Origin of the sequence: Sphingomonas panaciterrae (assembly GCF_036890205.1) — a bacterium.
In the GTDB taxonomy this organism is placed as follows: Bacteria; Pseudomonadota; Alphaproteobacteria; order Sphingomonadales; family Sphingomonadaceae; genus Sphingomonas; species Sphingomonas panaciterrae.
Map to the genome: position 1 here is coordinate 1112767 of NZ_JAKNQR010000001.1, position 23752 is coordinate 1136518.

General features: G+C 67.6%; 24 protein-coding genes and 1 riboswitch. Of the genes, 7 read left to right on the forward strand and 17 right to left on the reverse strand.

Translation table 11 applies throughout. The annotated features are described in order from the left end of the window. Positions 1 to 51: 51 nt before the first annotated feature. The 6 genes from L8F96_RS05430 to L8F96_RS05455 all read right to left on the reverse strand — a co-directional run bounded on the left by L8F96_RS05430 (position 52) and on the right by L8F96_RS05455 (position 6232). Positions 52 to 1077 carry a sensor histidine kinase gene (locus tag L8F96_RS05430; RefSeq protein WP_046409848.1) on the reverse strand — a complete coding sequence of 342 codons (1026 nt, stop codon included), beginning with the start codon at positions 1075 to 1077 and terminating at the stop codon, positions 52 to 54. Next, positions 1077 to 1520, reverse strand: coding sequence for a response regulator (locus L8F96_RS05435; protein WP_125946616.1), 444 nt, complete (start codon positions 1518 to 1520; stop codon positions 1077 to 1079). Before L8F96_RS05435 ends, L8F96_RS05430 begins: the two co-directional genes overlap by 1 nt. After that, on the reverse strand, positions 1517 to 3028 hold the full coding sequence (locus tag L8F96_RS05440; RefSeq protein ID WP_046409844.1) for a sensor histidine kinase: 1512 nt from the start codon (positions 3026 to 3028) through the stop codon (positions 1517 to 1519). Before L8F96_RS05440 ends, L8F96_RS05435 begins: the two co-directional genes overlap by 4 nt. Positions 3029 to 3086: 58 nt before the next feature. Beyond that, positions 3087 to 3845, reverse strand: a complete 759-nt coding sequence (locus L8F96_RS05445; RefSeq protein ID WP_046409843.1) for an exonuclease domain-containing protein — start codon at positions 3843 to 3845, stop codon at positions 3087 to 3089. A 116-nt stretch (positions 3846 to 3961) separates the two neighbouring features. After that, positions 3962 to 5329 (reverse strand): phosphoglucomutase/phosphomannomutase PgmG, encoded by a 1368-nt coding sequence (gene pgmG, locus L8F96_RS05450; RefSeq protein WP_046409841.1) that lies wholly within the window; start codon positions 5327 to 5329, stop codon positions 3962 to 3964. Positions 5330 to 5509: 180 nt separating this feature from the next. Beyond that, positions 5510 to 6232 carry a c-type cytochrome gene (locus L8F96_RS05455; protein ID WP_125945931.1) on the reverse strand — a complete coding sequence of 241 codons (723 nt, stop codon included), beginning with the start codon at positions 6230 to 6232 and terminating at the stop codon, positions 5510 to 5512. A gap of 100 nt (positions 6233 to 6332) precedes the next feature. Here L8F96_RS05455 and L8F96_RS05460 point away from each other — a divergent pair, with 100 nt between their 5' ends. Further along, positions 6333 to 7223 (forward strand): prephenate dehydratase, encoded by an 891-nt coding sequence (locus L8F96_RS05460; protein WP_136452093.1) that lies wholly within the window; start codon positions 6333 to 6335, stop codon positions 7221 to 7223. Positions 7224 to 7289: 66 nt separating this feature from the next. Continuing rightward, positions 7290 to 9401, forward strand: a complete 2112-nt coding sequence (locus tag L8F96_RS05465) for a S9 family peptidase (RefSeq protein ID WP_334655433.1) — start codon at positions 7290 to 7292, stop codon at positions 9399 to 9401. 58 nt (positions 9402 to 9459) lie between these two features. On the opposite strand, the gene nudC is transcribed toward L8F96_RS05465, so the two are convergent. From nudC to L8F96_RS05480, 3 genes are read right to left on the reverse strand one after another with little or no spacing between them, the layout of a single operon-like run. Continuing rightward, complete coding sequence (gene nudC / locus L8F96_RS05470; protein WP_046409833.1) at positions 9460 to 10314, reverse strand: NAD(+) diphosphatase; 855 nt, start codon at positions 10312 to 10314, stop codon at positions 9460 to 9462. Positions 10315 to 10328: 14 nt separating this feature from the next. Beyond that, positions 10329 to 11684, reverse strand: coding sequence for a serine hydrolase domain-containing protein (locus L8F96_RS05475; protein ID WP_334655435.1), 1356 nt, complete (start codon positions 11682 to 11684; stop codon positions 10329 to 10331). Continuing rightward, positions 11681 to 12721 carry an A/G-specific adenine glycosylase gene (locus L8F96_RS05480; protein WP_417158931.1) on the reverse strand — a complete coding sequence of 347 codons (1041 nt, stop codon included), beginning with the start codon at positions 12719 to 12721 and terminating at the stop codon, positions 11681 to 11683. The genes L8F96_RS05475 and L8F96_RS05480 overlap by 4 nt, the downstream gene beginning before the upstream one ends. Positions 12722 to 12747: 26 nt before the next feature. Between L8F96_RS05480 and L8F96_RS05485 the strand changes: the two genes are divergently transcribed. The 3 genes from L8F96_RS05485 to L8F96_RS05495 are packed head-to-tail and all read left to right on the forward strand — an operon-like array spanning position 12748 to position 14711. Further along, on the forward strand, positions 12748 to 13260 hold the full coding sequence (locus L8F96_RS05485) for a DUF721 domain-containing protein (RefSeq protein WP_231621964.1): 513 nt from the start codon (positions 12748 to 12750) through the stop codon (positions 13258 to 13260). Beyond that, a complete protein-coding gene (locus L8F96_RS05490) occupies positions 13257 to 13928 on the forward strand; it encodes a DsbA family protein (protein WP_334655437.1) in 672 nt (223 codons plus the stop codon). Before L8F96_RS05485 ends, L8F96_RS05490 begins: the two co-directional genes overlap by 4 nt. Before the next feature lie 39 nt (positions 13929 to 13967). After that, positions 13968 to 14711 carry a thioredoxin domain-containing protein gene (locus L8F96_RS05495; protein WP_046409825.1) on the forward strand — a complete coding sequence of 248 codons (744 nt, stop codon included), beginning with the start codon at positions 13968 to 13970 and terminating at the stop codon, positions 14709 to 14711. Positions 14712 to 14754: 43 nt separating this feature from the next. On the opposite strand, the gene dapF is transcribed toward L8F96_RS05495, so the two are convergent. The 3 genes from dapF to L8F96_RS05510 form a co-directional block, all read right to left on the reverse strand. Beyond that, on the reverse strand, positions 14755 to 15678 hold the full coding sequence (gene dapF / locus L8F96_RS05500; RefSeq protein WP_334655441.1) for a diaminopimelate epimerase: 924 nt from the start codon (positions 15676 to 15678) through the stop codon (positions 14755 to 14757). Positions 15679 to 15755: 77 nt separating this feature from the next. Further along, positions 15756 to 16217 carry a DUF6456 domain-containing protein gene (locus L8F96_RS05505; protein WP_417158932.1) on the reverse strand — a complete coding sequence of 154 codons (462 nt, stop codon included), beginning with the start codon at positions 16215 to 16217 and terminating at the stop codon, positions 15756 to 15758. A gap of 101 nt (positions 16218 to 16318) precedes the next feature. After that, positions 16319 to 17053 (reverse strand): phosphatase PAP2 family protein, encoded by a 735-nt coding sequence (locus L8F96_RS05510; protein ID WP_334655442.1) that lies wholly within the window; start codon positions 17051 to 17053, stop codon positions 16319 to 16321. A 138-nt stretch (positions 17054 to 17191) separates the two neighbouring features. On the opposite strand from L8F96_RS05510, the gene L8F96_RS05515 reads away from it, so the two are divergent. Both L8F96_RS05515 and L8F96_RS05520 read left to right on the forward strand, forming a co-directional pair. Next, entirely contained in the window at positions 17192 to 17446 is a 255-nt protein-coding gene (locus L8F96_RS05515; protein ID WP_301091106.1) for a type II toxin-antitoxin system Phd/YefM family antitoxin, read from the forward strand. Continuing rightward, the gene (locus tag L8F96_RS05520; RefSeq protein ID WP_334655445.1) at positions 17443 to 17709 is read left to right on the forward strand and encodes a Txe/YoeB family addiction module toxin; all 267 of its coding nucleotides are present in this window, start codon (positions 17443 to 17445) and stop codon (positions 17707 to 17709) included. The genes L8F96_RS05515 and L8F96_RS05520 overlap by 4 nt, the downstream gene beginning before the upstream one ends. A gap of 67 nt (positions 17710 to 17776) precedes the next feature. Here L8F96_RS05520 and L8F96_RS05525 read toward each other — a convergent pair whose 3' ends face one another. The 5 genes from L8F96_RS05525 to L8F96_RS05545 form a co-directional block, all read right to left on the reverse strand. Continuing rightward, positions 17777 to 18529 carry a DUF4019 domain-containing protein gene (locus L8F96_RS05525; protein ID WP_145118049.1) on the reverse strand — a complete coding sequence of 251 codons (753 nt, stop codon included), beginning with the start codon at positions 18527 to 18529 and terminating at the stop codon, positions 17777 to 17779. 132 nt (positions 18530 to 18661) lie between these two features. Further along, positions 18662 to 20551 carry a phosphomethylpyrimidine synthase ThiC gene (gene thiC, locus L8F96_RS05530; protein ID WP_334655447.1) on the reverse strand — a complete coding sequence of 630 codons (1890 nt, stop codon included), beginning with the start codon at positions 20549 to 20551 and terminating at the stop codon, positions 18662 to 18664. A gap of 44 nt (positions 20552 to 20595) precedes the next feature. After that, a riboswitch (TPP riboswitch) is annotated at positions 20596 to 20704 on the reverse strand. A gap of 64 nt (positions 20705 to 20768) precedes the next feature. Then, positions 20769 to 21761 carry a ferritin-like domain-containing protein gene (locus tag L8F96_RS05535; RefSeq protein WP_125945921.1) on the reverse strand — a complete coding sequence of 331 codons (993 nt, stop codon included), beginning with the start codon at positions 21759 to 21761 and terminating at the stop codon, positions 20769 to 20771. 49 nt (positions 21762 to 21810) lie between these two features. Further along, positions 21811 to 22827, reverse strand: a complete 1017-nt coding sequence (locus tag L8F96_RS05540; protein WP_334655448.1) for a ferritin-like domain-containing protein — start codon at positions 22825 to 22827, stop codon at positions 21811 to 21813. 193 nt (positions 22828 to 23020) lie between these two features. Next, a complete protein-coding gene (locus L8F96_RS05545; RefSeq protein ID WP_046409812.1) occupies positions 23021 to 23704 on the reverse strand; it encodes a Fe2+-dependent dioxygenase in 684 nt (227 codons plus the stop codon). Between the last annotated feature and the right edge of the window lie 48 nt (positions 23705 to 23752).

The following is a 23752-nucleotide window of genomic DNA, read 5'->3' on the forward strand; positions in this document are numbered from 1 at the left end:
AGAAAAGCCCTAGCCCCCGTCACCCCGCGACAGCCGCAATCCAATGTACGATCAGGCGAGCGCCGCGCGAAGGACGGCGCGGGTGCCGCGATGGGCGACGTCATATTCCACCGTCGTCTGCAGGCTCTGCGCCATCGCGCGGATCAGCTTGGTGCCAACGCCCGTGCCGCCCGGCGAAATCCCGCCCGACATGCCGACGCCGTCATCCTCCACCGCCAGCAGAAATACGTCGTCGCCGTCACGATGGAGCGCCACGCGCACCTCGCCGCTGCCGCTGGGATAGGCATATTTGCAGGCGTTGCTGACGAGTTCGGTGACGATCACGCCCAGCGATACCGCGCGATCGGTGGGCAGCTGGATCGGATCCGCCACCAGCCGTAGGGCACGCGGCTGTTCCGCCGTCGACCAGGTCTGGCCCAGTTCGTCGACCAGCGCGCCGAGATATTCGCGCATGTCGACATGCTCGACATCGCCGCCGGTATAGAGGCGGCGGTGCACCTGGGCGATCGCGCTGATCCGCCGCTGCGTGTCTTCGAGGGCCGCGCGGGCGGCCGGATCGGAGAGCGCGCCGGCCTGCAACCGGACCATGGCAGAGACGAGCTGGAGAGAATTGGCCACGCGGTGATTGACCTCGGCCAGCAACGCCTCGAGCCGGCGATTGGACAGGCGCAGCTCCTCTTCGGCCGCCGCCTTCTGCCGTTCGAGCTGCGCGCGGGCGACCACCGCCTTGAACGACGCGTCGAGCAGATCGAAGAAATCGTCGCCGACCGACTTCACGACATATTCAGACGCGCCGGCGCGCAGCGCGGCGACGGCGACGCGCTGTTCCTCCGAGCCCGTCACATAGACGACGCTGGGCGGATCGGGCAGCTCGCGCAGACGAGCAAGCGTTTCCAGCCCGTCGATGCCGGGCATGTAGTGATCGACCGCGACGAGGTTGAACTTCTGCTCGGCCGCCAGCCGGACGCCAAGTTCGCCGCCGTCGGCGGTCGTCACGTCCCATCCACGACGCGCAAGGGCACGCGACGCCAACCGCCGAATGCCCTCGTCATCGTCGATGTAGAGAATCCGGTTCATCAGTCGGCGACGTCGGGAACCTGGATCACCGACAGGAACAGGCCAAGCTGACGGATCGCCTGGGCGAAGCTCTCATAGTTCACCGGCTTAGTGATATAGACGTTGGCGCCCAGATCGTAGCAGCGCTGGATCTCGCGGCTGTCGTCCGTGGTGGTCAGCACCACCACCGGCGTGCGCTTCACCGGGCCGTCGGAGCCCTTGATCTTCGCCAGGATGTCCGTCCCGCTCATGTCGGGCAGGTTGAGATCGAGCAGCACCAGCGCCGGGCCGTTCAGCATCGGCCCCTCGGGCGAGTTGAACAGATAGTCGAGCGCCGACGTGCCATCGAGGAAATGCTTGATGTCATTGAGGATGCCGGCACGACGGATGTTCTTTTCGATCAGCCGGGCGTGACCCTCATCGTCCTCGATCATCACGATGCTGACGGATTGATGTGCGTTCATGGTTTTTCCTGCAGGGTCAGCGTCTTTGGAAGCGATACGCGGAAGGTGGCCCCTTCGCCAAGCGCGGACCGCAAGGTGATCGTGCCGCCCAGGCGATAGGCCAGGGCGCGGACATGTGCCAGACCAATGCCCTCGCCGGGCTGATCCTGGGTGCCGGAGCGCCGGAAGAGATCGAACACGCGTTCATGGTCGCGCGGGTCGATGCCGCGGCCATTGTCCGCGACCTCAATCCAGATCCGGTCGCCAACCGTCCCGCCGCTGACGTCGACCTCAACGGGTCGATCGGGGCTGCGGTACTTCACGGCGTTTTCGATCAGGTTGGACAGGATCTGCTCCACCGCCACCCGGTCGCAGACGATGCTGGGCAAGGTGCCGCGGATCGTCAGCGTCGCACCGGTTTCATCCAGCTTGTGCGCCATCGAATCGCGGATGCTGTCCACCAGCCGCGTCAGATCGAGCGGCTCGGGCGCGAGAACGCGGCGCCCCTGACGCGACAGCGCGAGGATCGCATTGATCAGGCGATCCATCTTCTGCGTCGAGGTGCGGATGAAGTTGATCGATTCCGGCAGATCCTCGCGCGCGGCGAGCCTTGCGTCCTCGGTCAGAAGCTCGGGCGCCTCGGCCTCCACGCTGTCGACCAACGCGCCCAGCGCAGTGGTGGCCGCCTCCAGCTCCGAGGTGAAGCCCATGACGTTGACCAACGGCGAGCGCAGGTCGTGGCTGACGATATAGGCGAACCGCTGAATCTCGTCGTTCGCGCGCGAAAGGTCCGCCGTGCGATCGACCACGATCGCCTCCAGGCTTTCGTTCAGCTGCTGAAGCTGTTCGCGCGACTGCGTCAGATCACTGGTATAGCGGACGACGACCAGCAGCGAGGCGATTGCCACGGCGAGCAACAGCAACCCGGCGACGGTGAGCACCGAGTAGAACAGGTTGATGCCGCGTTCCTGCTGGCGATCGCGCTCAATCAGCAGGACGCGTTCCTCCTTCGACATGGTGTCGAAGATGTCGCGGATTTCGCGCAGCCGTGCCGCGCCCATCTCCTCGCGGAATTCCGCGTTCGCCTGCGCGACCTCGCCATTGGCGACCAGATCGACCGAGCGTGCGCGCAGATCGAGCAGCTGCGACAACTCGCCTTCCAGGCGCGTGATGTTCGCCTGCTGTTTGGGATTGTCATAGGTCAACTGGCGCAGCCGCTTCGCGGATCTCGGCAGCGCATTGGCAGCCTCGCGATAGGCCTGCAGGAAGCCGGGGGTCTCGGGCGCCAGGATATAGCCGCGACGGGTGGTTTCCCCCTGCTCGATCAGCCGCCGCATGTCAGCGATCGCCAGTTCCACCTCATAGGTGTGCGACACGGCCGCGCTGTGCCGGGAGAATTCGCGCGTCATCCAGGCGGCGGCAATGCCCGCGGCGATCAGCGCAACGAAGCCCACCGCCATGAAGGCGATGAGCACGCGTCCGATCCGCCCTTCGCCAACGGCGAAGCCTTGCCCCTTTTCCGCTACCATCGTTGATGCGTCTAGGGACGTGCCGCCAGGAACACCAGAGCCGCTGCCCTATGATGGATCAAAGAAGGAGGTCCTGCGCGCTCATCCGACCGACCATCCCGCCGCCCCGGCGCCGCGCCAGTTCGGTTTCCGCGGTGAAGCGGACATCGGGATCGCGATCGGTGAGGAACTTCACGAGACTTTCCTCCTCGATCTCGTTCCACGGCTTGCCGCGATCGGCACCGAAGCGAACGCGCGGCAGGAGCGCGGGGATGCTCGACCATTCGATCAGCTGGGCAACGCTCGCCTCGTTCAGCTGATCGCGCAGATGATGGGCGGTGACATAGGCGTCGGGAAAGGCACGGTGCGCCGGCAGCCCGCGTTCATGCTCCAGCCCGTCGGGCTTGCGCCAATAGCGCAGCACCTGGTTGGAGAAACTGGGGCTGTCGGGCCACAGACGCAGCGCGCATTTCCAGGTGCAGATCCATTGTGCGCCGTGAGTCATCGCCGGGGTGCAGAATTGCTGTTCGAAATCCGCCCGGTGCGCCGCCAGCGCGACGCGCCGGGGATAGGGATCAAGCACCGCGCGCGCGACATCGTGCCACCAGGGCGCGTCGGCGACATCCTCGTCACGGATATGGTGGATCGCCTGGGTGATCGGGGGCATCGAGCGGCCCGGATTGACCAGCCGGCTGCCGCCCTCCCCGTACAATTCCCAGCGGCCGTCGGCGCCCAGCGCGACATCCTGCCAGCCGATCTCGCACACGCCATGGGTGGGTGGGGCGTTGCCGGTGGTCTCCAGGTCGATGACGCGAATGATGCTGGGTTGCTGACGCATGGACCCCATGTGGAGATTGCGAGGGTTCCTGTCATCACCTGCGTGTCAGCCGCGCCGACGCCGGGCCGGGCGGCGCGCCCTGCGGCGTCACGCTGTGAGGCGGTGCGGGGCTGAACTCAGGCGCGCGACACGCCGCTTTGCGCCAGTTGCGCGTCGATCGCCGCGATCAGTCGGCCGAGCGCCTCCTCGTCGCGTGCCTCGGCCCGCGCGGTCAGCATCGCCTGGGTGTTGGAGGCACGCAGCAGCCACCATCCGTCCGGCGTCGTCACGCGTGCGCCATCGGTGCGGTCGACCTGCGCGCCTGCGGCGGCGAGCCGGGCAAGTACCTCCTCGACGACCGCCTCGCGGCGATCCTCCGCCACCGGGAAGCGCAGTTCCGGGGTGGAGACAAGATCGGGCAAGGCATCGCGCATCGCACTGAGCGACACGCCGCTTTCGGCGACGGCGCCGATCAGCGCGACTGCCGCGTAGAGCGCATCGTCATGCCCGCCCAGTTCGGCGAAGAAGATATGCCCGCTCATCTCCCCGGCGAGCGGGGCGCCGACCTCATGCATCATGGTCTTGATGTTGCTGTGGCCGCTTTTCCACATCACCGGCCGGCCACCGAGTTCGGCAATCCGGTCGAACACCGTCGCACTGGCCTTTACATCGGCGACAATCGGCGCGCCGGGCGCGGTGCGCAGTACCGATTCCGCCAGGATCGACAGCAATTGGTCGCCCGCGATCACCCGCCCGTGCCCGTCCACCACGCCGATGCGATCACCGTCGCCATCAAAGGCGAGGCCGACGTCGAGGCCCTTGTCCGCCACCAGCGCGCGCAGGGCGGCGAGGTTTTCCTCCTCCGTCGGGTCGGGATGATGATGGGGGAAGCGGCCATCGACGGCGGTGAACAGCAGATGATGCTCGCCCGGCAGTGCCGCCGTCAGCCGCTCGATCGCCGGCCCGGCCGCGCCATTGCCCGCGTCCCAGCCGATGCGGAACGACGGCAGGTCGCGGCCGCGGGCCAGCAGGATCGCGACATAATCGTCCAGCACGTCGGCCTCATCGACCGTGCCGCTGCCGCTCGCCAAGTCACCCTCCGCCGACAGAAGCGCCAGCGCCTCGATATCGCGGCCGAAAAAGGGGCGATGGCCGAGGACCATCTTGAAACCATTGTCGTCGCCGGGATTGTGGCTGCCCGTCACCTGAATGCCGCCGTCGACCGCGGCGTGGCGCTCTGCATGATAGAGCATCGGTGACGGGCCGATGCCGATGCGCAGCACATGGATGCCGCTTTGCGTCAGGCCACGGACCAGGGCCTCCTCGAGCATGGGGGAGGACAATCGGCCGTCGCGCCCCACCGCGATGCGGGTGCCGCCGCGCTGGGCGACGATCGTTCCGAACGCCCGGCCGATCGCGGCTGCATCGTCGGCGCCGAGATTGCGGCCGACCGTGCCCCGGATGTCATATTCCCGCAGGATGGAGGGGCACAGGCGATGGTTCATCGCGCCAGCCTAGAGAGGGGCGACCCGGACCGCCATGGCCCGTCGCCACGGACGGTCCCAAGATTGGGCACGTTCCGGCGCGCCGGCGTCAAGGCGCGCCACATGGGGGCCGGGCGGGCGGGCATTTCGCTATGCCGCCCGGCGGGGGTGTCCGGCGCGACCTGCACGCCGGCCCTTCCCTTATCGGCCGGTCTGCTTCTGCGCAGCCGGATCGACCGACGGCGCGCCGCTTGCCGGCGTCGCGGCATTGGCGATGTCACCGGTTTCGCCGCGCACGTCGGTGGCGACCGCGTCGACCGCATTGGCCGCTTCCGGCGCAGCGCCGCCAGCGCCCTCGACCGCATTGCCGCCGTCGGTGGCCGGTGCCTCGCCCGCCGCCGGTGCTGCCGGCAGCGGCAGGTTCGAGCCCTGCTGGTTCATGTACAGGATCAGATTGGCGCGATCCTGCGGGTTCGACAGGCCGGCAAAGGTCATCTTGGTGCCCGGCGCGAACTTACGCGGGCTGGTGAGCCACGCGTTCATCTTGTCGAAGTCCCAGTTGCCGCCGACCTTCTTCAGCGCATCGGTGAAGGCAAAGCCGCCGCGGCCATGCGCGACCGGATCGCCCATGATGGCGTACAGGTTCGGCCCGATGCCGTTGGCGCCACCCTGGTTGATGGTGTGGCAGGCAGCGCACTTCTTGAAAACGTCGGCGCCCTTGGCGGCATCCGCGCTCGCCAGCAGGGTCGCGATCGGAACCTCGGCCGCGCCGCCGCCGCCAGCCTCCTCGGCTGCTTCGATCGGGTAGCCCTGCTTCTCCACTTCGCCCGAATGGAAGATCATGCCACCGGCGATCGACAGCCCCAGCGCGGCGCCACAGGCAGCAAGAACCCAGCCTGCAATCGTGTTGGTGCGATCATCCATTGTCTAAGGTCACCCCTCCAAAGTCGTGCGTCCATAGAAAAGCCCTTGGCGAACGGCAAGCGCTTGAGACGAACAAGATCGTCGCTTAGCGGTCAGAACGATGGAAAACTTCGCAGCGCCAGCCCGTCCGATCGTCGCCAGCATGATCGCGGCCGCCGAAAACGCGCCCGAACGAACGGTGGCTTTTCAGGGAGCTCCGGGCGCAAACAGCCATGTCGCGGTGCGCGAAGCCTTTCCCGACGCGCTGCCGCTGCCGTGCTTTTCGTTCGAGGATGCGATCGACGCGGTGAAGCGCGGGATCGCCGATCGCGCGATGATCCCGATCGAGAATTCGCTGCACGGGCGCGTCGCGGACATCCACTTCCTGCTGCCCGAATCCGGGCTGGTCATCACGGGCGAGCATTTCCTGCCGATTCGCCACGCGCTGATGGGGGTGGGCGAGCGGGCCGATGTGCGCGAGGCGATGAGCCATCCGCAGGCGCTGGGACAATGCCGCCACTGGCTGAAGGCGCATGATATCCGCCCCGTGGCCTATCCGGATACGGCGGGCGCCGCCGCCGAGGTGGCGGAGCGCAACGTGCCGTCGATCGCCGCGCTCGCCCCGCCCGCGGCCGCCGACATCTACGGGCTGAACCTCCTCGCCACCGACATTGCCGACGCGGATCACAACATGACCCGTTTCGTGGTGCTGGCGCGTGGCGGCAAGCCGCCGGTCGGCGACGGGCCGTGGATGACGACGTTCATCTTCGAGGTGAAGAACGTGCCGGCCGCGCTGTACAAGGCGCTGGGCGGCTTTGCCACCAACGGGGTCAACATGACCAAGCTGGAAAGCTACCAGCGCGGCGGGACCTTTGCCGCGTCGGATTTCTACGCCGATGTGGAAGGGAAGCCGGGCGACCTGAACTTCGACCGCGCGATGGAGGAACTGGGCTTCCACACCAAATGGGTGCGCGTGCTGGGCACCTATCGGCAGGCGCGCAAGCGCGGCTGAGCCGGGCGGCTTGCGTCCTGCCGCGCCTGTCGTATCACAAGCAACGACATGGCGTGGGGGTTGATGATGCGGAAGATGTTGCTTGCTGGCGTGGCCTTCACTGTGGCGGCCAGCGCCGCTGCGCAGATGCCGGCCCCGCCGCGGCCGGCGAAGAAGCCGCATCAGGTCACCTCGCCCAATGGCACGCGGACCGACGAATATTACTGGCTGCGCGACGATACCCGGAAGAACCCGGAGATGCTAGCCTATCTCAACGCGGAAAACGGCTATGCCGATGCCGCGCTTGCCCCGCTGAAGCCGCTGCAGGACAAATTGTATCAGGAGACGGTCAGCCACATCAAACAGGACGACAGCAGCGTCCCCTATCGCACGAACGGCTACTGGTATCAGACTCGGTTCGAGACCGGTGCCAATTATCCGATCATCGAGCGCCGCAAGGGCGAGAAGACGGCGCCGGCCGAGATCCTGTTCGACCAGCCGGCGATGGCGAAGGACCGCAGCTTCTTCGCGCTGAGCGACTGGCAGGTCAGCCCGGACAATCGCCTGGTCGCCTATGCCGAAGATACCGTCGGCCGCCGTCAGTACACGCTGAAGGTGAAGGACCTCGCCACCGGGCAATTGCTCAGCGACACGATCACCAACGCGGAGCCGAACATCGTCTGGGCCGGTGACAATCGCACGATCCTGTATGTCGCCAAGGATCCGACCACCCTGCGCGGCTACAAGGTGATGGCGCACGTCCTGGGCACGCCGGTGGCGCAGGACAGGCTGCTCTACGAGGAGAAGGACGACACGTTCCAGATGGGCATCGGCCGCACCACGGACGATCGCTTCATCTGCGTCTTCGTCCAGTCGACCGTCAGCAACGAGCAGCGTTGCGCGGCCGCTGCGACCGCGCCGGCCAGTTTCCAGACGATCGCGCCGCGCAAGCGCGATCTGCGCTATTCGGCCGATCACATGGACGGCCGCTGGATCATCCGCACCAACCTCAATCACAAAAATTATACGCTGATGACGGTGGCGGACGATGCGGTCGCCGGTGGGCCGGCTGCGTGGAAGGCGCTGACGCCGGCCAGCGACACCGTCTTCATCGAGGATTTCAAGCCGTTCGCCGGCTTCATCGCGATCAACCAGCGCGAGGGCGGCAACCGAATGATCCGCCTGCTCGATGCCGCGGGCACCTCAATCCCGGTCAAGGCGGACGAACCCGCCTATCGCATGACGCTGGACGTCAATGAGGAGCCGGACACGCCGTGGGTGCGCTACACCTACGGATCGCTCGTCACACCGACGACCACCTATGAGGTGAATGCGAAGACGGGCGAGCGCCGCGTGCTGAAGGTAGCGCCCGTTCCCGGCTATGATCCGGCCAATTATGTCACCGAGCGGGTCTGGGCGACGGCGCGGGACGGCACCAAGATCCCGGTCAGCCTGGTGTACAAGAAGGGCGTGAAGCGCGACGGCACCGCCCCGCTCTTCCAATATGCCTATGGCAGCTACGGATCCTCGACCGATCCGTCGGTCGATCCGGGCCGCATCGGCCTGCTCGATCGCGGTGTCGTCTATGCCATCGCGCACATCCGCGGCGGGCAGGAAATGGGCCGCCAATGGTATGACGACGGCCATCTGCTGAAGAAAAAGAACAGCTTCACCGACTTCATCGACGTGACGCGCCATCTCGTCGCGCAGAAATATGCCGCCAAGGACCGTGTCGCGGCGATGGGTGGTTCGGCCGGCGGCCTGCTGATGGGCGCGGTCGCGAACATGGCGCCCGAGGATTACAAGGTGATCGTCGCTCAGGTGCCGTTCGTCGACGTGGTGACGACGATGCTCGACGCCTCGATCCCGCTCACCACCTTCGAATATGACGAATGGGGCAATCCGGCGCAGAAGCAATATTACGATTATATGCTGAGCTATTCGCCCTATGATCAGGTGGCGGCGAAGAATTATCCGTCGATGTACGTCGGCACCGGCCTGTGGGACAGCCAGGTGCAATATTACGAGCCGGCCAAATGGGTCGCCCGCCTGCGCGAGAAGAAGACCGACAGCAATCCGTTGCTGTTCCGCGTCAACATGGAGGCGGGCCACGGCGGCAAGTCCGGCCGCTTCGAACGCTATCGCCAGAACGCCGAATGGGGCGCGTTCGTGCTGCAGCAGCTGGGCGCCGCGGAATAACGGCGCCGTTCCTGCCATCATCCCGGGCCAGCCCCGGGGTGATGGCCGGGCATCATCCCTACGCTGCCCAGCGGGTCAGCAGCGTATGGGCGATGGCGTAGTTCGGCGGCGCCACGAACGGTCCGTCGCCGGCAAGCGCGGCGCGCACCTCGTCACGGGTGAACCATCCCGCCGTTTCCAGCTCATTGTCGTCCAGCGTGATCGCGTCATCGTCGGCGATCCCGATGCAGGCGATCATCAGCTGTGAGGGGAAGGGCCAAGGCTGGCTGGCGACATAGCGCACGCCGGAGACGCTGACGCCGGCCTCCTCCTGAATCTCGCGCGCGACCGCTTCCTCGATCGATTCGCCCGGTTCGAGAAAGCCCGCCAGCGCCGAATAGCGCCCTGCCGGCCAGCTCGGCTGGCGGCCCAGCAGCGCCCGGCCGTCATGTTCGGCGATCATGATCACCACCGGGTCGACGCGCGGGAAATGCTCGGTCGCGCAATTGCCGCACTTGCGCCCCCAGCCGGCGCGGAAGGATTCGGTCAGTGTGCCGCAGTTCGCGCAGAAGCGATGCCGCGCGTTCCAGTCGAGCACCGAACGCGCCATGGCATAGGTCGCCGCCTCACCCGCCTCCAGCTGGTCCAGCGCCCGGAACAGCGCGGGCGAGCGGAGCGGTGGCGCTGGCACCCCTTCGGGCGCGGCGGCGAAGCGCGGCCGTCCCTCGTCGAAGCCGAGAAGCACGATATGGGCGTCGTCGGGCGCCTCGGTCACCATCGTCCAGCCGAGGCGGCCATCCTCGGTGATCTCCGGGTCGTAACCATCGAGCTTCAGCAGCCGCGCGCGCCAGTCGCCCATCGCGGCGGCGAATGCCTCGGCGTCGTTGCGATGGTCGGCGACTCGGCTCAGCGTGCCGCCGGTAAAGCCCGGCATTGCCTGTGCCCCGCTCACTTCGCGCGCATCCGCATCGTGTCGCGGGCAAGCGCCGCAGGGATGCTCTGCCGCAGGCCCCATTTCTCGGCCGGAAAATATTGCACCATCACCGTGCCGCGCATCTTTCGCGCCGGATCGACCCAGGCGATCGTGCCCGCCGCGCCGCCCCAGCCGTAGGTGCCCTTCGACGGACCACCGTTGGGCGCGTCCTCCAGATAGACCGATCCGCCAGCGCCAAAGCCCATCTTGGCCGACATGGCGCCGCCGGTGCCGCCGCCGATGCCACCAAAGGCAACGCCCGCCGGCAACAGGTTGGACATCGCCAGCGCCGCCGTCTCCTGCTTCATCACCTGCTTGCCGTCCAGCGTGCCGCCGTTGCTGAGCATGTGGAGGAAGCGGTCATAATCGCGCGCGCTCGATACCAGGCCCGCGCCGCCATAGGGAAAGCTCGGCGGCTGGAGGTAGACCGAGGTCGCACCCGGATCGATCGGGGTGCGATTGTCGCCAACGAACACGTAATTGGTCGACAACCGCCCCATCTCGCTCGCCGGCACGCTCCAATAGGTGGAGGTCATGCCGAGCGGATCGAGCAGCCGCGTCTGGACGAAGCGGTCGAACGGCATGCCGCTCGCTTTCTCGATCACCGCGCCCATCACGTCGAGGCCGATCGAATAGACCCATTTGGTGCCCGGCTCCGCGATCAGTGGCACGCTGGCGACGCGGTTCGCGAACTCCGCCAGCGTGGCGGGGCGCGTGGTGCGTGCCTTCGCCTCCAGCTGCGTGTTCACCTGCGCCGGCAGGATGCCGAGCCGCTCATATTCCTTCAGCAGCGGGCCCTTGGCCGAGATATTGTAGCCGAGGCCCGCCGTGTGGGTGAGGAGGTTGCGGATCAGGATCGGGTTCTTTGCCGGCACGCTGTCCAGCGACGTGTCGGGGCTGGTCAGCACCCGCATGTTGGCAAAGCCGGGAATGTATTTGCTGACCGGATCGTCTAGGCTGATCTTGCCGTCCTCCACCAGCAGCATCGCGGCGATGCCGGTGATCGGCTTCGTCATCGAATAGATGCGCCACAGGCTGTCCGGGCCGGCGGCGGGCGCATTGGCGCCGTCCGCGATCTTCCCGGCTGAGACGAACTGCGTGGGGAGATCACCAATGCCGAACGCGCCGACGATGCCGGGCATCTTGTTCGACGCGACCAGCCCGTCGAACAGCGCCTGCGTCTCCGCCAGCAGCGGATTGCCGCGCGGCGCCCCGGCCTGCGGCATGGGTTGCGGCTTCAGCTGGGGTGCGGGCTGCGCTTGCCGGGCGGAGCCGACCCCCGCCGCCAGCGCCACCGCCGCCACCGTTCCGAACAGCCACTTGCCCCTCATCCTATCCTCCCTATCGCGGTCGCCGCCTTGGCGAACACCGTCGGCAATCCAGCGCCGGCGAGTTCATCGACCGGCCACCATTCGCCATCGGCCGACGCTGAATGCGCGTCCAGCCGCGCCACGGCAAGCGCGAGTTCCAATGTGAAGTGGGTGAATCCATGGGCGACAATCTGGTTCAGCAGCACCCAGTCGGCCGCCGTCGGCGCGCCGCGGAGGCCGGGCTGGCTGTCCTCCCACGGACCGGTCGGCAGCGCGCGCATCCCGCCGAGCAGGCCCTTTGCCGGGCGGCGCACCAGCAGCACCTCGCGCCTGCCGCCTGCGCTCTCGCGCTCCAGCCAGAAGATCGTGCCGAACCGCGCCGGTCGCGGCTTCTTCGCCGGCTTCACGGGGTACGCTTCTTCCTCGCCCGCGGCATGCGCGGCGCAATCCGACGCCAGCGGGCAGAGCAGGCATTTCGGGCGCCTGGGCGTGCAGATCGCCGAGCCGAGGTCCATCATGGCCTGCGCGAAATCGCCCGAGCGCCTGTCAGGCGTCACCGTCTCCGCCGCGGCACGCACGGCGGGCTTCCCGGCGGTGCGGAACAGCCGCGCCACCACCCGTTCGACATTGGCGTCCACCACCACCGCGCGGCGGCCAAAAGCGATCGCCGCCACCGCCGCCGCGGTATAATCGCCCAGCCCCGGCAGCGCGCGCAGCGCCTCCTCGGTATCGGGCAGCGCGCCGCCATGATCGGTCGCGATCGCGCGGGCCGCACGTACCAGGTTGCGGGCGCGGGCATAATAGCCGAGCCCTGCCCAGGCGGCCATCACCTCCGCCTCGTCGGCCGCGGCCAAGCTCGCCGCGTCGGGCCAGCGCGCCACCCACGCCTCGAATCGCGGACGCACCGTCGCCACCGTCGTCTGCTGCAGCATCACCTCGGACAGCCACACGCGATAAGGGTCGGGCCGCTCGCCCGGCGCCGCGCGCCACGGCAGCGTGCGGCGATGACGATCGTACCAATCGAGCAACTTGTCGGCGATCGAGCGCTTGGCGTCCACGTACCGGCTATGGCATGGGACGCGGGATGAGCAAGCGGGTCCGCGCCTCCGAAGCCGAACCGGCACGATCCAACCGTTCGCGCCAGGTTTCCGAACTGCTGCCCGCCGTCGGCGGCGCGGCGTTCCGTCGCTTCGGCTTCGTCCAGTCGTCGATCGTCACGCGGTGGCCGGAAATCGTCGGCGAGAAGCTGGCCGCGGCAAGCGCCCCCGAATCGATCAAATTCCCCGTCGGCAAGAAGCAGGACGGCACACTGACGCTGGTGGCGCGCAGCGCCCATGCGGTGATGATCCAGCACGTGACCCCCGAGATCATGGAGCGGGTGAACCTATTCTTCGGCTATCCCGCCGTTGCCAAGGTCGCGATCCGCCAGGGCGACGTGGCCGCCCGGCCGAAGCCGCGCGCGGTGCCCGAACCGCGGCCGGTGCCGGCGGAACTGGGCAACAGCCTGAAGACGATCGAAGATCCTGAATTGAAGGCCGTACTGGAGGCGCTTGCCGCCGGGATCGGCGCCACCAGTGGATTGCCCAGCATCAGATGAAGAAGCTTGCCCTGCTCGCCGCCATCGCCGTCACGGCGCCCCTGTCTGCCGCCACGCAGCGCCCCTGGGCCGATGTCGCCACCCGTGCACCGCATGGCAGCTATGTCATCGGCAATCCCGCCGCGAAGGTGAAGCTGATCGAATATGTCAGCTACACCTGCCCGCATTGCGGCCATTTCACCCGCGATTCGGCCAAGGTGCTGAAGGGGCAGATGATCGCGTCGGGCTCCACCAGCGTGGAGATCCGCAGTTCGGTGCATGATCGCTACGATCTGGTCGCCGCGACGCTGGCGCGCTGTTCCGGCCCCCGGCTGTTCCCCAAGATGCACGAGATGCTGTTCGACCGGCAGGAGGAATGGCTGAACAAGGCCGTCGCCTTCGATCCGGTCGGTGGGCAGAATCCGGCTGGCAACAACCAGGGCGAAAAGATGCGCACGCTGGCCAAGGGCGCCGGGCTGATCGACATCGCCAAGGCGGCCGGCATGACCGATCCTGCGATCAACGCCTGTTTCAGCAACGAGGCGAACGTCAACGCCACGCTGAAGGTGGCGCAGGCGATGCAGGGCAAGATCAAGGGCACGCCGACCTTTGAACTGAACGGCAAGCTGATCGAGAACGCCGATTGGGCGGCGCTCGAACCGATGCTGCGCAAAGCGGGCGCCAAGTGACGCCCGACACCCGAACCATCTGTTCAACGGAGTAAAAGCATGAACCTGCGTCTTGCCGCCACCGCGCCGATCATGGGCGCCATGCTGGCGCTGCTCGCTGCCTGTGGCGACGGCAACACCACCAACACCGCAGCGCCCAATTCGATCGCCGCCGCGCCGGCGCCGGCCGGGCAGGACTGGACCCAGACGGTGTCGAAGACGGCGGACGGCGGCTATGTGATGGGCAATCCCAACGCGCCGCTGAAGCTGGTCGAATATGGTTCGCGTACCTGCCCGACCTGCGGCAATTTCGGCCGGACCGCGACTCGCCCGCTGGAAGACAATTACATCAAGAGCGGCAAGGTTTCGTACGAGTTCCGCGACTTCCTGGTCCATGCGCCGGACCTTGGCGTCGCGCTGCTCGGCCAGTGCGCCGGCCCGGCACCGTTCTTCGGCATGCTGGAGCAGATGTTCGTCGACCAGGACCAGTTCCTGTCCAAGCTGGAAAGCGTGCCGCAGGACTTCCAGCAGCGCCTGCAGAGCATGACGCCGGCGCAGCAGGCCGCGGCCTGGGTCGAGCATCTCGGCTATCTCGATTTCGTGAAGCAGCGCGGGCTGACCGAGGCGCAGGCGCGCCAGTGTCTGGCCGACACGAAGGGGATCGAAGATCTGGCCAAGGTTTCCGAAGTCGCGATGCGCGACAAGCAGGTCACCGGCACGCCGACCTTCTTCCTGAACGGCGAGAAGATCGACGGCGCGTCCTGGCCGCAGGTCGAGCAGGCGCTTAAGGCCGCCGGCGCTTAACCGATCATTCGCTCCCGCTGCCGCCCGCGGGGCGGCGGCGGGATCAGATGCGCGCCCAGGCGTCGATCTCGTCCGCCCGGCGCTCCGTGACGATCAGGTCGCGTGCGCGGCCGTCCTCTACCGTCACCGACCCCGACCATTCGAAGGTCGCATTGCCGCTGAGCGTGACCATGCCGTCCGCCGAGGCGGAGGCGCGGACCAGCCCGCCGCGGTTGCGCACGGTGATCGGCTGGTCGAACGGCAGACGACCGGTGAGCCCCGCGACAAAGGTCGACGCGCCCATCGCGCTGCCGCAGGCGTTGGTGAGGCCGACGCCGCGTTCGAAGGTGCGGACGTAAACTTCTCGATCATTGCGCATGTGAACGAATGACACGTTCGCGCGGTTGGGGAGCCAGTCGGGCGCGGCCTCGCAGATCGCGCCGATACGGACCAGCTCCGCCTCGTCCACCTCGTCGACGAAGGCGATGAGGTGCGGATTGGGGATGGCGACCGCGGTGAACGCGAGCGTCGGGGACAGGCGCGCGATCGGGCGGTCGATGATCTGTTCCCCCTCGCCATGAAGCGGCCAATCGGCGACGGCGAGCGTCGCGGGGCCGGCGGTTTCGCGCACGGTATAGACGCCGGGCGCCAGATCGGCGTCGCGCGCGACCTCTGCCTCGCTGGTCTTCAGACGGACGGTCGCCGTATCCAGCCCAAGCGCCTCCAGCCCCGCACGCGCGACGCAGCGCAGGCCGTTGAGGCAGGTTTCGGGCTCCGACCCGTCAGCGTTGAAGATCCGCATGCCGAAGGCAGCCGCGCCGGCGCCGTCGGTGAGCAGGAGGATGCCGTCGCCGCCGACCGGCCCCGCGCGATCGGCGAGCGCGCGGGCGACATCGGCCCAGGCGGTGTCGGGGAGGTCCAGGCCACGCGCGTCGATCAACGCGAAATCGTTACCCGAGCCGTGGCATTTGATGATGTCGAAGCGCATGGCGGCGGCATATCGGCCGCCCGCCCCCGCGACGCAAGCAGCGGTGGGGGACACACCGCCGCTGCCGGGCGCTGTGGCTATGGCAGCCGATAATGATCGGCGAGGCGATCGAGCGCCATGGTGAGCACCAGCCGGCCCGAGCGCGCCGGCCAGCCGAGCGCCTTTTCGGCGACCGGCAGCCCCTCGCCTGCGCACACCACCCGCCACAGCACGTCGGAGAGGCCGCGTCCGACGCCGGCCATCGCCGCATCGAACCGCCCGCGCGCGGCGAGATGCGCGCTGGTCGGATCGAGCCCCGTCCCTGCCCCGCCATCGACGCGCGCGGACCAGCGCATGGTGACCGACGGCGGGATCGCGGCCCGCTCATAATCAGTGCGCAGCCGCTCACCCGCCTCCACCTGCCGCGGATCGACCAGGCCGCGCGCGCTGAGCCAGGACAGCGGCGATTCAGCGACATTGACGGTGACGCTTCGCCCGCCGCGGCGGCGCGCCACCAGCCGCCCGTCCGGCGCGATCCCGCGCTCCTCCAGCATCCGCATCGGCAATGTTCTCCTTGTGTTCCGCACAAGCTCGTGCCACGGGGCGGCGCCTGTAGGACAGCGGAGACGATCGGCGCACGCGCGACACGCGGGGAACGGCGTCAGGCGTGGCGCCGAAGCCGTAGCCAGGAACCGAGCGCCCACCAGGCGAGCGCCCACAGCGCGCCCGCGCTCCACCCCGCCAGCACGTCGCTTGGCCAATGCACCCCCAGATAGACGCGGCTGAACCCGATCAGGCCGACCAGCGCGAGTGCCGCACCGAAGATGTACCGGCGCGCGGCGGCGCGCGGCACGATCTGCATCACCATCAGGGCAATGGTGAAATAGATGATCGCACTGTTCCCGGCATGACCGCTGGGGAAACTGGCGGAGGCGACCTCCACCAGATGATCGACCAGCGCGGGGCGATCGCGCCCGACGAGTTGCTTGCCCAGCGAAATCGCGAGCGACCCCGATATGGTGCCCCCCAGGACCAGCGCGGCGGTGAGATAATGGCGGCAGGTGAGAAGAAAGCCGACTGTCAGGATGACGATCAGCGTCAGCACGGTGCCGCCGCCCAGCGCGGTGATGTCGATCATCGCCGATTGCAGCCATGACGGGCCGATCGGGGTGGAAAGATCGCCCGATGTGCGCAGCGCCAGCATGATCGCATGGTCGAAATCGAACTGCGTGCCGCGCGCGATCGTCCCGCCGAGCAGCGCGACGATCAGCACCGCCCCCGCCAGCGCCGCAAGCGCGATAAAGGCATAAGGCGGATGGGTGATCCCTTGCGGCGCGGTCTGATCCGGCGTGGCGGGCGTGTCGGCAAGATGCGCGAGCGAGGATTCGGGAGCCATGCCGGGGGGTGTAGCAGGGAAAGCCGGGTGCGCAGTCCCCTTGTTAGGCGGGCGTGGCGGCGGGGCTTTGCAGCCGGACGCCTCCGGGGGCATGGCCACACCGCTTGAACAATGTACATAAATGCGTACATTGCGCCCATGCAGTCGATCAGCATTTCCGAGGCGCGCGCCAACATGAAGTCGCTGGTCGATCGCGTCGTGGCGGACAAGGCGCCGATCGCGATCACACGCCAGAAGGGCGAAGGCGCGGTGCTGATCTCCGAAAGCGAATGGGCCTCGATCGAGGAGACGCTCTACCTACTGCAATCGCCGGCGAACGCGCGTGAGTTGCTGGCGAGCATCGCCGAGCTGGATGCGGGCAAGGGCAGCGAGCGCGACCTGATCGAGCCGTGAGGCTGGTGTTTTCCGACCGCGCCTGGAACCAGTATCTGCACTGGCAGGGCGACGATCGGCGCGGGCTGGAGCGCGTCAATGCGCTGATCAAGGAATGCCAGCGTGACGCGTTTCGCGGCACCGGCAAGCCCGAGCCGCTCGGCGGGAACCTGACCGGCTGGTGGTCCCGCCGGATCAATCGCGAACATCGGCTGGTGTACCGGGTGAGCGGCAGTGGCGACGCGCAGACGCTGGAGATCGCGCAGTGCCGGTATCATTATTGAGGATGGCGCGGGGCCGCGGCGCGGGCAGCGGCCCTTCTGCACCTCCGATCGGCAGACAGCTGGCGTCTTATTCGACGTAGATGCCGGCGACCTTCCAGGTCCCGCCTTCGCGATTGAGCGCAACCGTTTCGATGGCGCCTTTCCTGTTGGCGAAATCGGTGCGGAACTGGACGGTGCGATTGCCATTGGGCGGCGCGGGCGTGTCGATATCGCTGATCAAGGTGCGGGACACGACCTTGCCGAGCGGCAGGCGCACCTTCTGCGCGGCGGATTGCCAGTTTTCGAGTGTGTTGGCGGTGCGGAAGGACTGGGCGGTGGCGGCATAGCTGTCCCGCCAGTTGGCAGCGTCACCAAGCTCCAGCCATTCCCGTGCGGCCTTCGCGCCCTCGCTTTCGGTCAGGGGCACGGTGGCGGCTGACGGGGATTGGTCGGCGGGCTGGGTGATGGGACTGGTCAAGGCCAGCAGGGCAGCGGCGATGGTGATCATGGCAACTCCTCCGATCGCCCAGCCAGTCGCTCGCGACGATCGCGGCGTTGGTGGGGATAGAGGCTCATGGTGTTGATCGTGGCCGGGCTGCGCACCCCGTAATCCGGTGTCCCCGAGGATTTCGGGGGTCGTGCCTTCCGCCTCGCGGAGCAGCCGTGCGGCTTCCTTGCTGCTGGAGACGGCGAGCTTTCGGCGTGCGTCGCGCAACCGCTCGTTGATCGTATGGACCGACAGATCGAAGTGCCGCGCCATCGACTTGGCGTCGTGCCCGACGAGGAGCAGGCGAAGCGTCTCCTTCTCCTTTTCCGTCAGCGCCTCAACTCCGGGAGCCATCAAACCTCACGCTGTCCCACCTGATCCTGACACTGAGGCTAGCGGAGCGACCGACAGGCGTGACCCCCAAAACGATTGTACCCGCGGCTGGTGGGCCGCGGGTACGGGAGAAACGATCGCGCGTCGGCAGTGTCAATCGTGTTCGCGGTCACCGGCGCCCATGTAGAGTTCGCGGCCGGTTTCCTCGTAGACGTTGCTCATCTTTGCCATGCCGGCTTCCGCCTCTTCGGTGGCGATGAAGCCTTCGCTGCCCTGGTTCTGCAGCCGGGCGAAGTCGCGCACTTCCTGCGTGATCTTCATCGAGCAGAATTTGGGGCCGCACATGGAGCAGAAGTGCGCGGTCTTGGCGCCTTCCGCCGGCAGCGTCTGGTCGTGGTACTTTTCCGCCGTGTCGGGATCGAGGCTGAGGTTGAACTGATCGCGCCAGCGGAATTCGAAGCGGGCGCGCGACAGGGCATCGTCGCGCATCTTGGCCGCGGGGTGCCCCTTGGCCAGATCGGCGGCGTGGGCGGCGAGCTTGTAGGTGACGACGCCGACCTTCACGTCGTCACGATCGGGCAGGCCGAGATGCTCCTTGGGCGTGACGTAGCAGAGCATCGCCGTGCCATACCAACCGATCATAGCCGCACCGATGCCGCTGGTGATATGGTCATAACCCGGCGCGATATCGGTGGTCAGCGGCCCGAGCGTGTAGAAGGGTGCCTCACCGCACGCCTCCAGCTGCTTGTCCATATTCTCCTTGATCTTGTGCATCGGCACGTGGCCGGGCCCCTCGATCATCACCTGAACGTCCTGCGCCCAGGCGCGCTTGGTGAGTTCGCCCAGCGTGTAGAGTTCGGCGAACTGCGCCTCGTCATTGGCGTCGGCGATCGAGCCGGGGCGCAGGCCATCGCCCAGCGAATAGGCGATGTCATAGGCCTTCATGATCTCGGTGATCTCGTCGAACCGCTCGTAGAGGAAGCTCTCCTTGTGGTGCGCGAGGCACCATTTCGCCATGATCGAGCCGCCGCGGCTGACGATGCCGGTGACGCGCTTGGCGGTGAGCGGCACGTAGGGCAGGCGGACGCCGGCGTGGATGGTGAAATAGTCGACCCCCTGTTCGGCCTGCTCGATCAGCGTGTCGCGGAAAATCTCCCATGTCAGATCCTCGGCGATGCCGCCGACCTTCTCCAGCGCCTGGTAGATCGGCACGGTGCCGATCGGCACGGGCGAGTTGCGGATGATCCATTCGCGCGTGTCGTGGATGTTGCGCCCAGTGCTGAGGTCCATCACCGTGTCCGCGCCCCAGCGGATCGCCCAGACGAGCTTGTCGACCTCGGTCGCCACGTTGCTGGCGACGGCGCTGTTGCCGATGTTGGCGTTGATCTTGACCAGGAAGTTGCGACCGATCGCCATCGGCTCGGATTCGGGGTGGTTGATGTTGTTGGGGATGATCGCGCGGCCGCGGGCGACCTCGTCACGGACGAACTCGGGCGTCACGTAATCGGGGATGGCGGCGCCGAAGCTTTCGCCGTCGCGGTGGTACTCGCGCAGCATCTCGCGGCCGAGGTTTTCGCGCGTGGCGACATATTCCATCTCGGGCGTGATGATGCCGCGGCGGGCGTAGTGCATCTGGCTGACGTTCTGGCCGGGCTTTGCGCGCAGCGGGCGCTTCACGACGTTGGGGAAGGGCTGGACCCCGCCCGAGCGGTCGGGCCCGAGCTGGCCGTTATCCTCCGGGCGGATCTCGCGCGCCTCATAGGCCTCGACGTCGCCGCGGGCCATGATCCACTCGCGGCGCAGCGGCGCGAGGCCGGCGTTGATGTCGATGCGGACGGTCGGGTCGGTGTAGGGGCCCGACGTGTCATAGACGTTGAGCGGGGGTTCCCCGCAGCCCGGCTCCAGATCGATCGCGCGCATCGCGACCTGCACCTTCGGGTTTCCGGGGACCGCAACGTGGATCTTGCGGCTGCCGCGGATCGGGCCGGTGGTGACGCCGATGGCGCCGCGTGCTGCTTCGATGGGGGAATCTACGTCGGCCATGTCTCACTCTCCAATAGCCGAAGAGCGAAAGACGGATTGCCGGTGGTGGCGCGCCGCTCCCTCCCTCCGCCGGTGTCAACCGGATCAGGTTCAGCGGGTCGGGGGCTCGTGCCCCCCTCTCAACCGCCGTCAGCGGTCCCCCGGGGATATGGCCGTTCTACGCGCCTTGCGGGACGCGGTAAAGCCGGGCGCGATCGGTACCGCGCCCGGAAGCAGGTCAATTGGCCGCGCTGGTCTTCACGTCGCCGTTCAGCCCGGCGGGGAAGAAGCCGCCCGACGAGACCGCGGCCTTGTTGAGGTAGAGCACGTTCAGCACCTGCGGCGCCGAGCGGCTGAAGGTGATGCCGTTGCCGTCCGCCGGCGTGATGTTCGCCGCGCCGTTCGTGCCGACCACGCCCTGGTCGAGATCGGCCCCGCCATCGAGCGAGTCGCGATAGTTGCTGAGCGTCACGGTCTGTGCGCGGATCGCGGGCCGTTCGTAGATCGCGGTGCGGATGAAGCCGGCGTGATAGGCCTGCGCACCGGCGATCCCCGTGAACGCCTCACGCGTGGCGTTGAGGTTGGCGAGCGCGACCAGCCCCTTGTAGGCGGTGACGATCACGTCCTGCAGGAAGAAGGCGCCGAGGAGGAAATTGTCCTCATTGGCATAAGGGTTGAACAACTCCCCTGCGCCGACCGTGGTGGCATTGCGCGCCGCGGTGGTGAAGGCGCCGTCGGCAGCGCCGGAAATGTTGATCGCCGGCTGCGCGACCCCCTCCGCCGCGATCAGGGTGCGCAGCGCCACGACGCGGGCGCGGGCATCCTGCGCGATCTCGCGCGCGCAGGCGGCGATCACGGCATCGGTGAAGGGCACGGTCGACCCACCGGTGACGGCGCCCGGCGTGCCCGTGCCGGTCAGCAGCGCCGCATCAAGGCCCGCGCCGGTGGTCGCATAGGAGAAATATTGCGCCTGGAGATATTCGAGCTGCAGCGCGAAGTTCAGCGCCGCGCGATCGGCGTTGCTGGTCGACGTCGGGGTCGGCGTCGGGCTGGGCGACGGATTGGGCGCGGGGCCGTTGTCGTCGTCGTCATCGCCGCCGCAGGCCGACAGCAGCGCAAGGCCCCCGGCGGCGATCGAGGCGCCCCCGGCAAGCTGGAGGAAACGGCGGCGTTCGGCGCGGCGCGCGGCGGCAGCGTCGAGCATCGGGGGAATGGTGTCCTGATCGGTCATGGCGATGGGATCCTGGAATCGAATACAGACGGGCGCGGCGCGCGCGGCCTCAGCCGGCGGTCGGCGAGGCCGAGGGCGTCGGGGTCGGGGTCGGGGTCGGGGTCGGCGCGGCCGTCGTCTTGATCGTGCCGTTCAGCCCGGCCGGGAAGAACCCGCCGGTGGAGATCGACGTGGCGGCGTTGAGATACAGGATGTTGAGCACCTGCGACGGGGTGCGCACAAACACCTGCCCCTTGCCGTTGAGCGGCGCCACATTGGCGACCGTCGCGCCCGAGGCGTTGGTGGTCGGTCGGACCCCCTGGTCGAAATCGCTGGTCGTGCCGTCCAGCGTGTCGCGATAATTGGAGATCGCCTCCGTCGCGTCGATCAGCGACGGCAGCGTCAGCCCGCGACGATAAAGGGCGAGGCGCACGGTGGCGGCATGTTCCGCCTCCACCTGCAGGATGCCGGCCACTGCCTCCGCCGTGGTCGGGGTGCCGAGGAAGCCGAGCACGCCGGCATAAGCGGTGACGCTGACGTCCTTCAGCATGTAGAGGCCGAGCAGGAAATCATTGTCGGTGCCATAGGGATCGAAGCCTGCCCCGGCGCCGACGAGGCCGGCCGCGCGCGCGAGCGTGCTGAACGCGCTGGTCGCCCCGGTGCCAAGGTCGATCGCCGGCTGCGCGACGGCATAGACCGTGCTGGCCTGCGCGCGCAGGAACTTCACATGCGCCAGCGCATCGGCAGCCATTTCCTGCGCGATGGAGGCGAGCGCGGGATCGGCAAAGGTCTTCTGCCGGCCGCCGTTCGCAGCGCCCGCCGTGCCGGTGCCCGAGGTATCGGCCGCCACCAGCGTCTTGCCGGTGGTGGCGACGGACAGGAAATTGGCCTGCAGATATTCGAGGTTCAGCGCAAAGTTGATCGGATCGACCTCTCCCAGCGACTGGGCGCTCGCCTTGGTGCCGAGCGCCAGCGCGCCCGCCCCGACCGCAGCGGCGCCGGCCACGGCAGTGAAGAAACCGCGGCGGTGCACCCCCGCAGCGCCGGACGCCTGCGGCGCCTCAATCAACGGATCGGTCTGCGACATCGCGGCTTCCTTCTTCCTGTGCGCGCGCACCGGCAGGCGCGTCACCGCCGGTGCGTAACTTCGTTCGCTGTCGGGTTCCTGAACGGATCGACAGCTTATCCTGTATCGCTAGCGGGAAACGCGGCGGAGGGGAATGACTTACGCATCGACCGGGCGCGTCCGCGCGCCCGCTACGGCTGGCCAGATGGCGCGATCAGGCGTCGGCCCAGCGGCGCAGCAGGTTGTGATAGACGCCGGTCAGCTGAATCACTGCCGGATCGCCCTGCCCCCGGTCGGCGCCGATCGTCTGCACCGCGCGGTCGAGATCGAACAGGATCCGCCGGTCGCCATCGTCGCGCACCATGGATTGCAGCCAGAAGAAGGACGCGACCCGCGTGCCGCGCGTGACCGGCGTCACGTGATGGAGGCTGGACGAGGGATAGACCACCGCATGGCCGGCGGGCAGCTTCACCCGCTGCACCCCGAACAGATCCTCGATCACCAGCTCGCCGCCGTCATAGTCGGCCGGATCCGCCAGGAAGAGGGTGCAGGAAATGTCGGCGCGGATGCGGAAATCGGTGCCGCGCTGGATACGGATCGCATTGTCGACATGCGTGCCGAACGTCTGGCCAATGCCGTAGCGGTTGAACAGCGGCGGAAATACCTTCAGCGGCAGCGTCGCCGCGAAGAACAAGGGCGAGCGGCCGAGCGCGTCGAGCACCATCTGCCCCGCCTCGCGCGCCGCCGCGCTGTCCTCGGGCAATTGCTCGTTGCGCTTGGCCAGCGCCGACTGATGGCCTGACGTCACATTGCCATCGACCCATTGCGCGGCGTCGATGATGCCGCGCAGCCGCGCGACCGCGGCGGCATCGAGCAGGTCGGGGATCGCGATCAGCATGGCGTGGCGTTCATCCTTGGCGGTCGGCGGGCGGAGGAAGGACGCGCC

Excerpts from the sequence above, each read along its gene's own strand:
- nudC (WP_046409833.1), bottom strand. The coding sequence starts at position 10,314 with ATGCCGGGCTTTACCGGCGGCACGCTGAGCCGAGTCGCCGACCATCGC.
- L8F96_RS05445 (WP_046409843.1), bottom strand. The coding sequence starts at position 3,845 with ATGCGTCAGCAACCCAGCATCATTCGCGTCATCGACCTGGAGACCACC.
- L8F96_RS05515 (WP_301091106.1), top strand. The coding sequence starts at position 17,192 with ATGCAGTCGATCAGCATTTCCGAGGCGCGCGCCAACATGAAGTCGCTG.
- L8F96_RS05465 (WP_334655433.1), top strand. The coding sequence starts at position 7,290 with ATGCGGAAGATGTTGCTTGCTGGCGTGGCCTTCACTGTGGCGGCCAGC.
- L8F96_RS05485 (WP_231621964.1), top strand. The coding sequence starts at position 12,748 with ATGAGCAAGCGGGTCCGCGCCTCCGAAGCCGAACCGGCACGATCCAAC.
- L8F96_RS05440 (WP_046409844.1), bottom strand. The coding sequence starts at position 3,028 with ATGGTAGCGGAAAAGGGGCAAGGCTTCGCCGTTGGCGAAGGGCGGATC.
- L8F96_RS05505 (WP_417158932.1), bottom strand. The coding sequence starts at position 16,217 with ATGCGGATGCTGGAGGAGCGCGGGATCGCGCCGGACGGGCGGCTGGTG.
- L8F96_RS05455 (WP_125945931.1), bottom strand. The coding sequence starts at position 6,232 with ATGGATGATCGCACCAACACGATTGCAGGCTGGGTTCTTGCTGCCTGT.
- dapF (WP_334655441.1), bottom strand. The coding sequence starts at position 15,678 with ATGCGCTTCGACATCATCAAATGCCACGGCTCGGGTAACGATTTCGCG.
- L8F96_RS05545 (WP_046409812.1), bottom strand. The coding sequence starts at position 23,704 with ATGCTGATCGCGATCCCCGACCTGCTCGATGCCGCCGCGGTCGCGCGG.
- L8F96_RS05525 (WP_145118049.1), bottom strand. The coding sequence starts at position 18,529 with ATGGCTCCCGGAGTTGAGGCGCTGACGGAAAAGGAGAAGGAGACGCTT.
- L8F96_RS05435 (WP_125946616.1), bottom strand. The coding sequence starts at position 1,520 with ATGAACGCACATCAATCCGTCAGCATCGTGATGATCGAGGACGATGAG.
- L8F96_RS05510 (WP_334655442.1), bottom strand. The coding sequence starts at position 17,053 with ATGGCTCCCGAATCCTCGCTCGCGCATCTTGCCGACACGCCCGCCACG.
- L8F96_RS05495 (WP_046409825.1), top strand. The coding sequence starts at position 13,968 with ATGAACCTGCGTCTTGCCGCCACCGCGCCGATCATGGGCGCCATGCTG.
- L8F96_RS05535 (WP_125945921.1), bottom strand. The coding sequence starts at position 21,761 with ATGACCGATCAGGACACCATTCCCCCGATGCTCGACGCTGCCGCCGCG.
- L8F96_RS05460 (WP_136452093.1), top strand. The coding sequence starts at position 6,333 with ATGGAAAACTTCGCAGCGCCAGCCCGTCCGATCGTCGCCAGCATGATC.
- L8F96_RS05540 (WP_334655448.1), bottom strand. The coding sequence starts at position 22,827 with ATGTCGCAGACCGATCCGTTGATTGAGGCGCCGCAGGCGTCCGGCGCT.
- pgmG (WP_046409841.1), bottom strand. The coding sequence starts at position 5,329 with ATGAACCATCGCCTGTGCCCCTCCATCCTGCGGGAATATGACATCCGG.
- L8F96_RS05490 (WP_334655437.1), top strand. The coding sequence starts at position 13,257 with ATGAAGAAGCTTGCCCTGCTCGCCGCCATCGCCGTCACGGCGCCCCTG.
- thiC (WP_334655447.1), bottom strand. The coding sequence starts at position 20,551 with ATGGCCGACGTAGATTCCCCCATCGAAGCAGCACGCGGCGCCATCGGC.
- L8F96_RS05475 (WP_334655435.1), bottom strand. The coding sequence starts at position 11,684 with ATGAGGGGCAAGTGGCTGTTCGGAACGGTGGCGGCGGTGGCGCTGGCG.
- L8F96_RS05430 (WP_046409848.1), bottom strand. The coding sequence starts at position 1,077 with ATGAACCGGATTCTCTACATCGACGATGACGAGGGCATTCGGCGGTTG.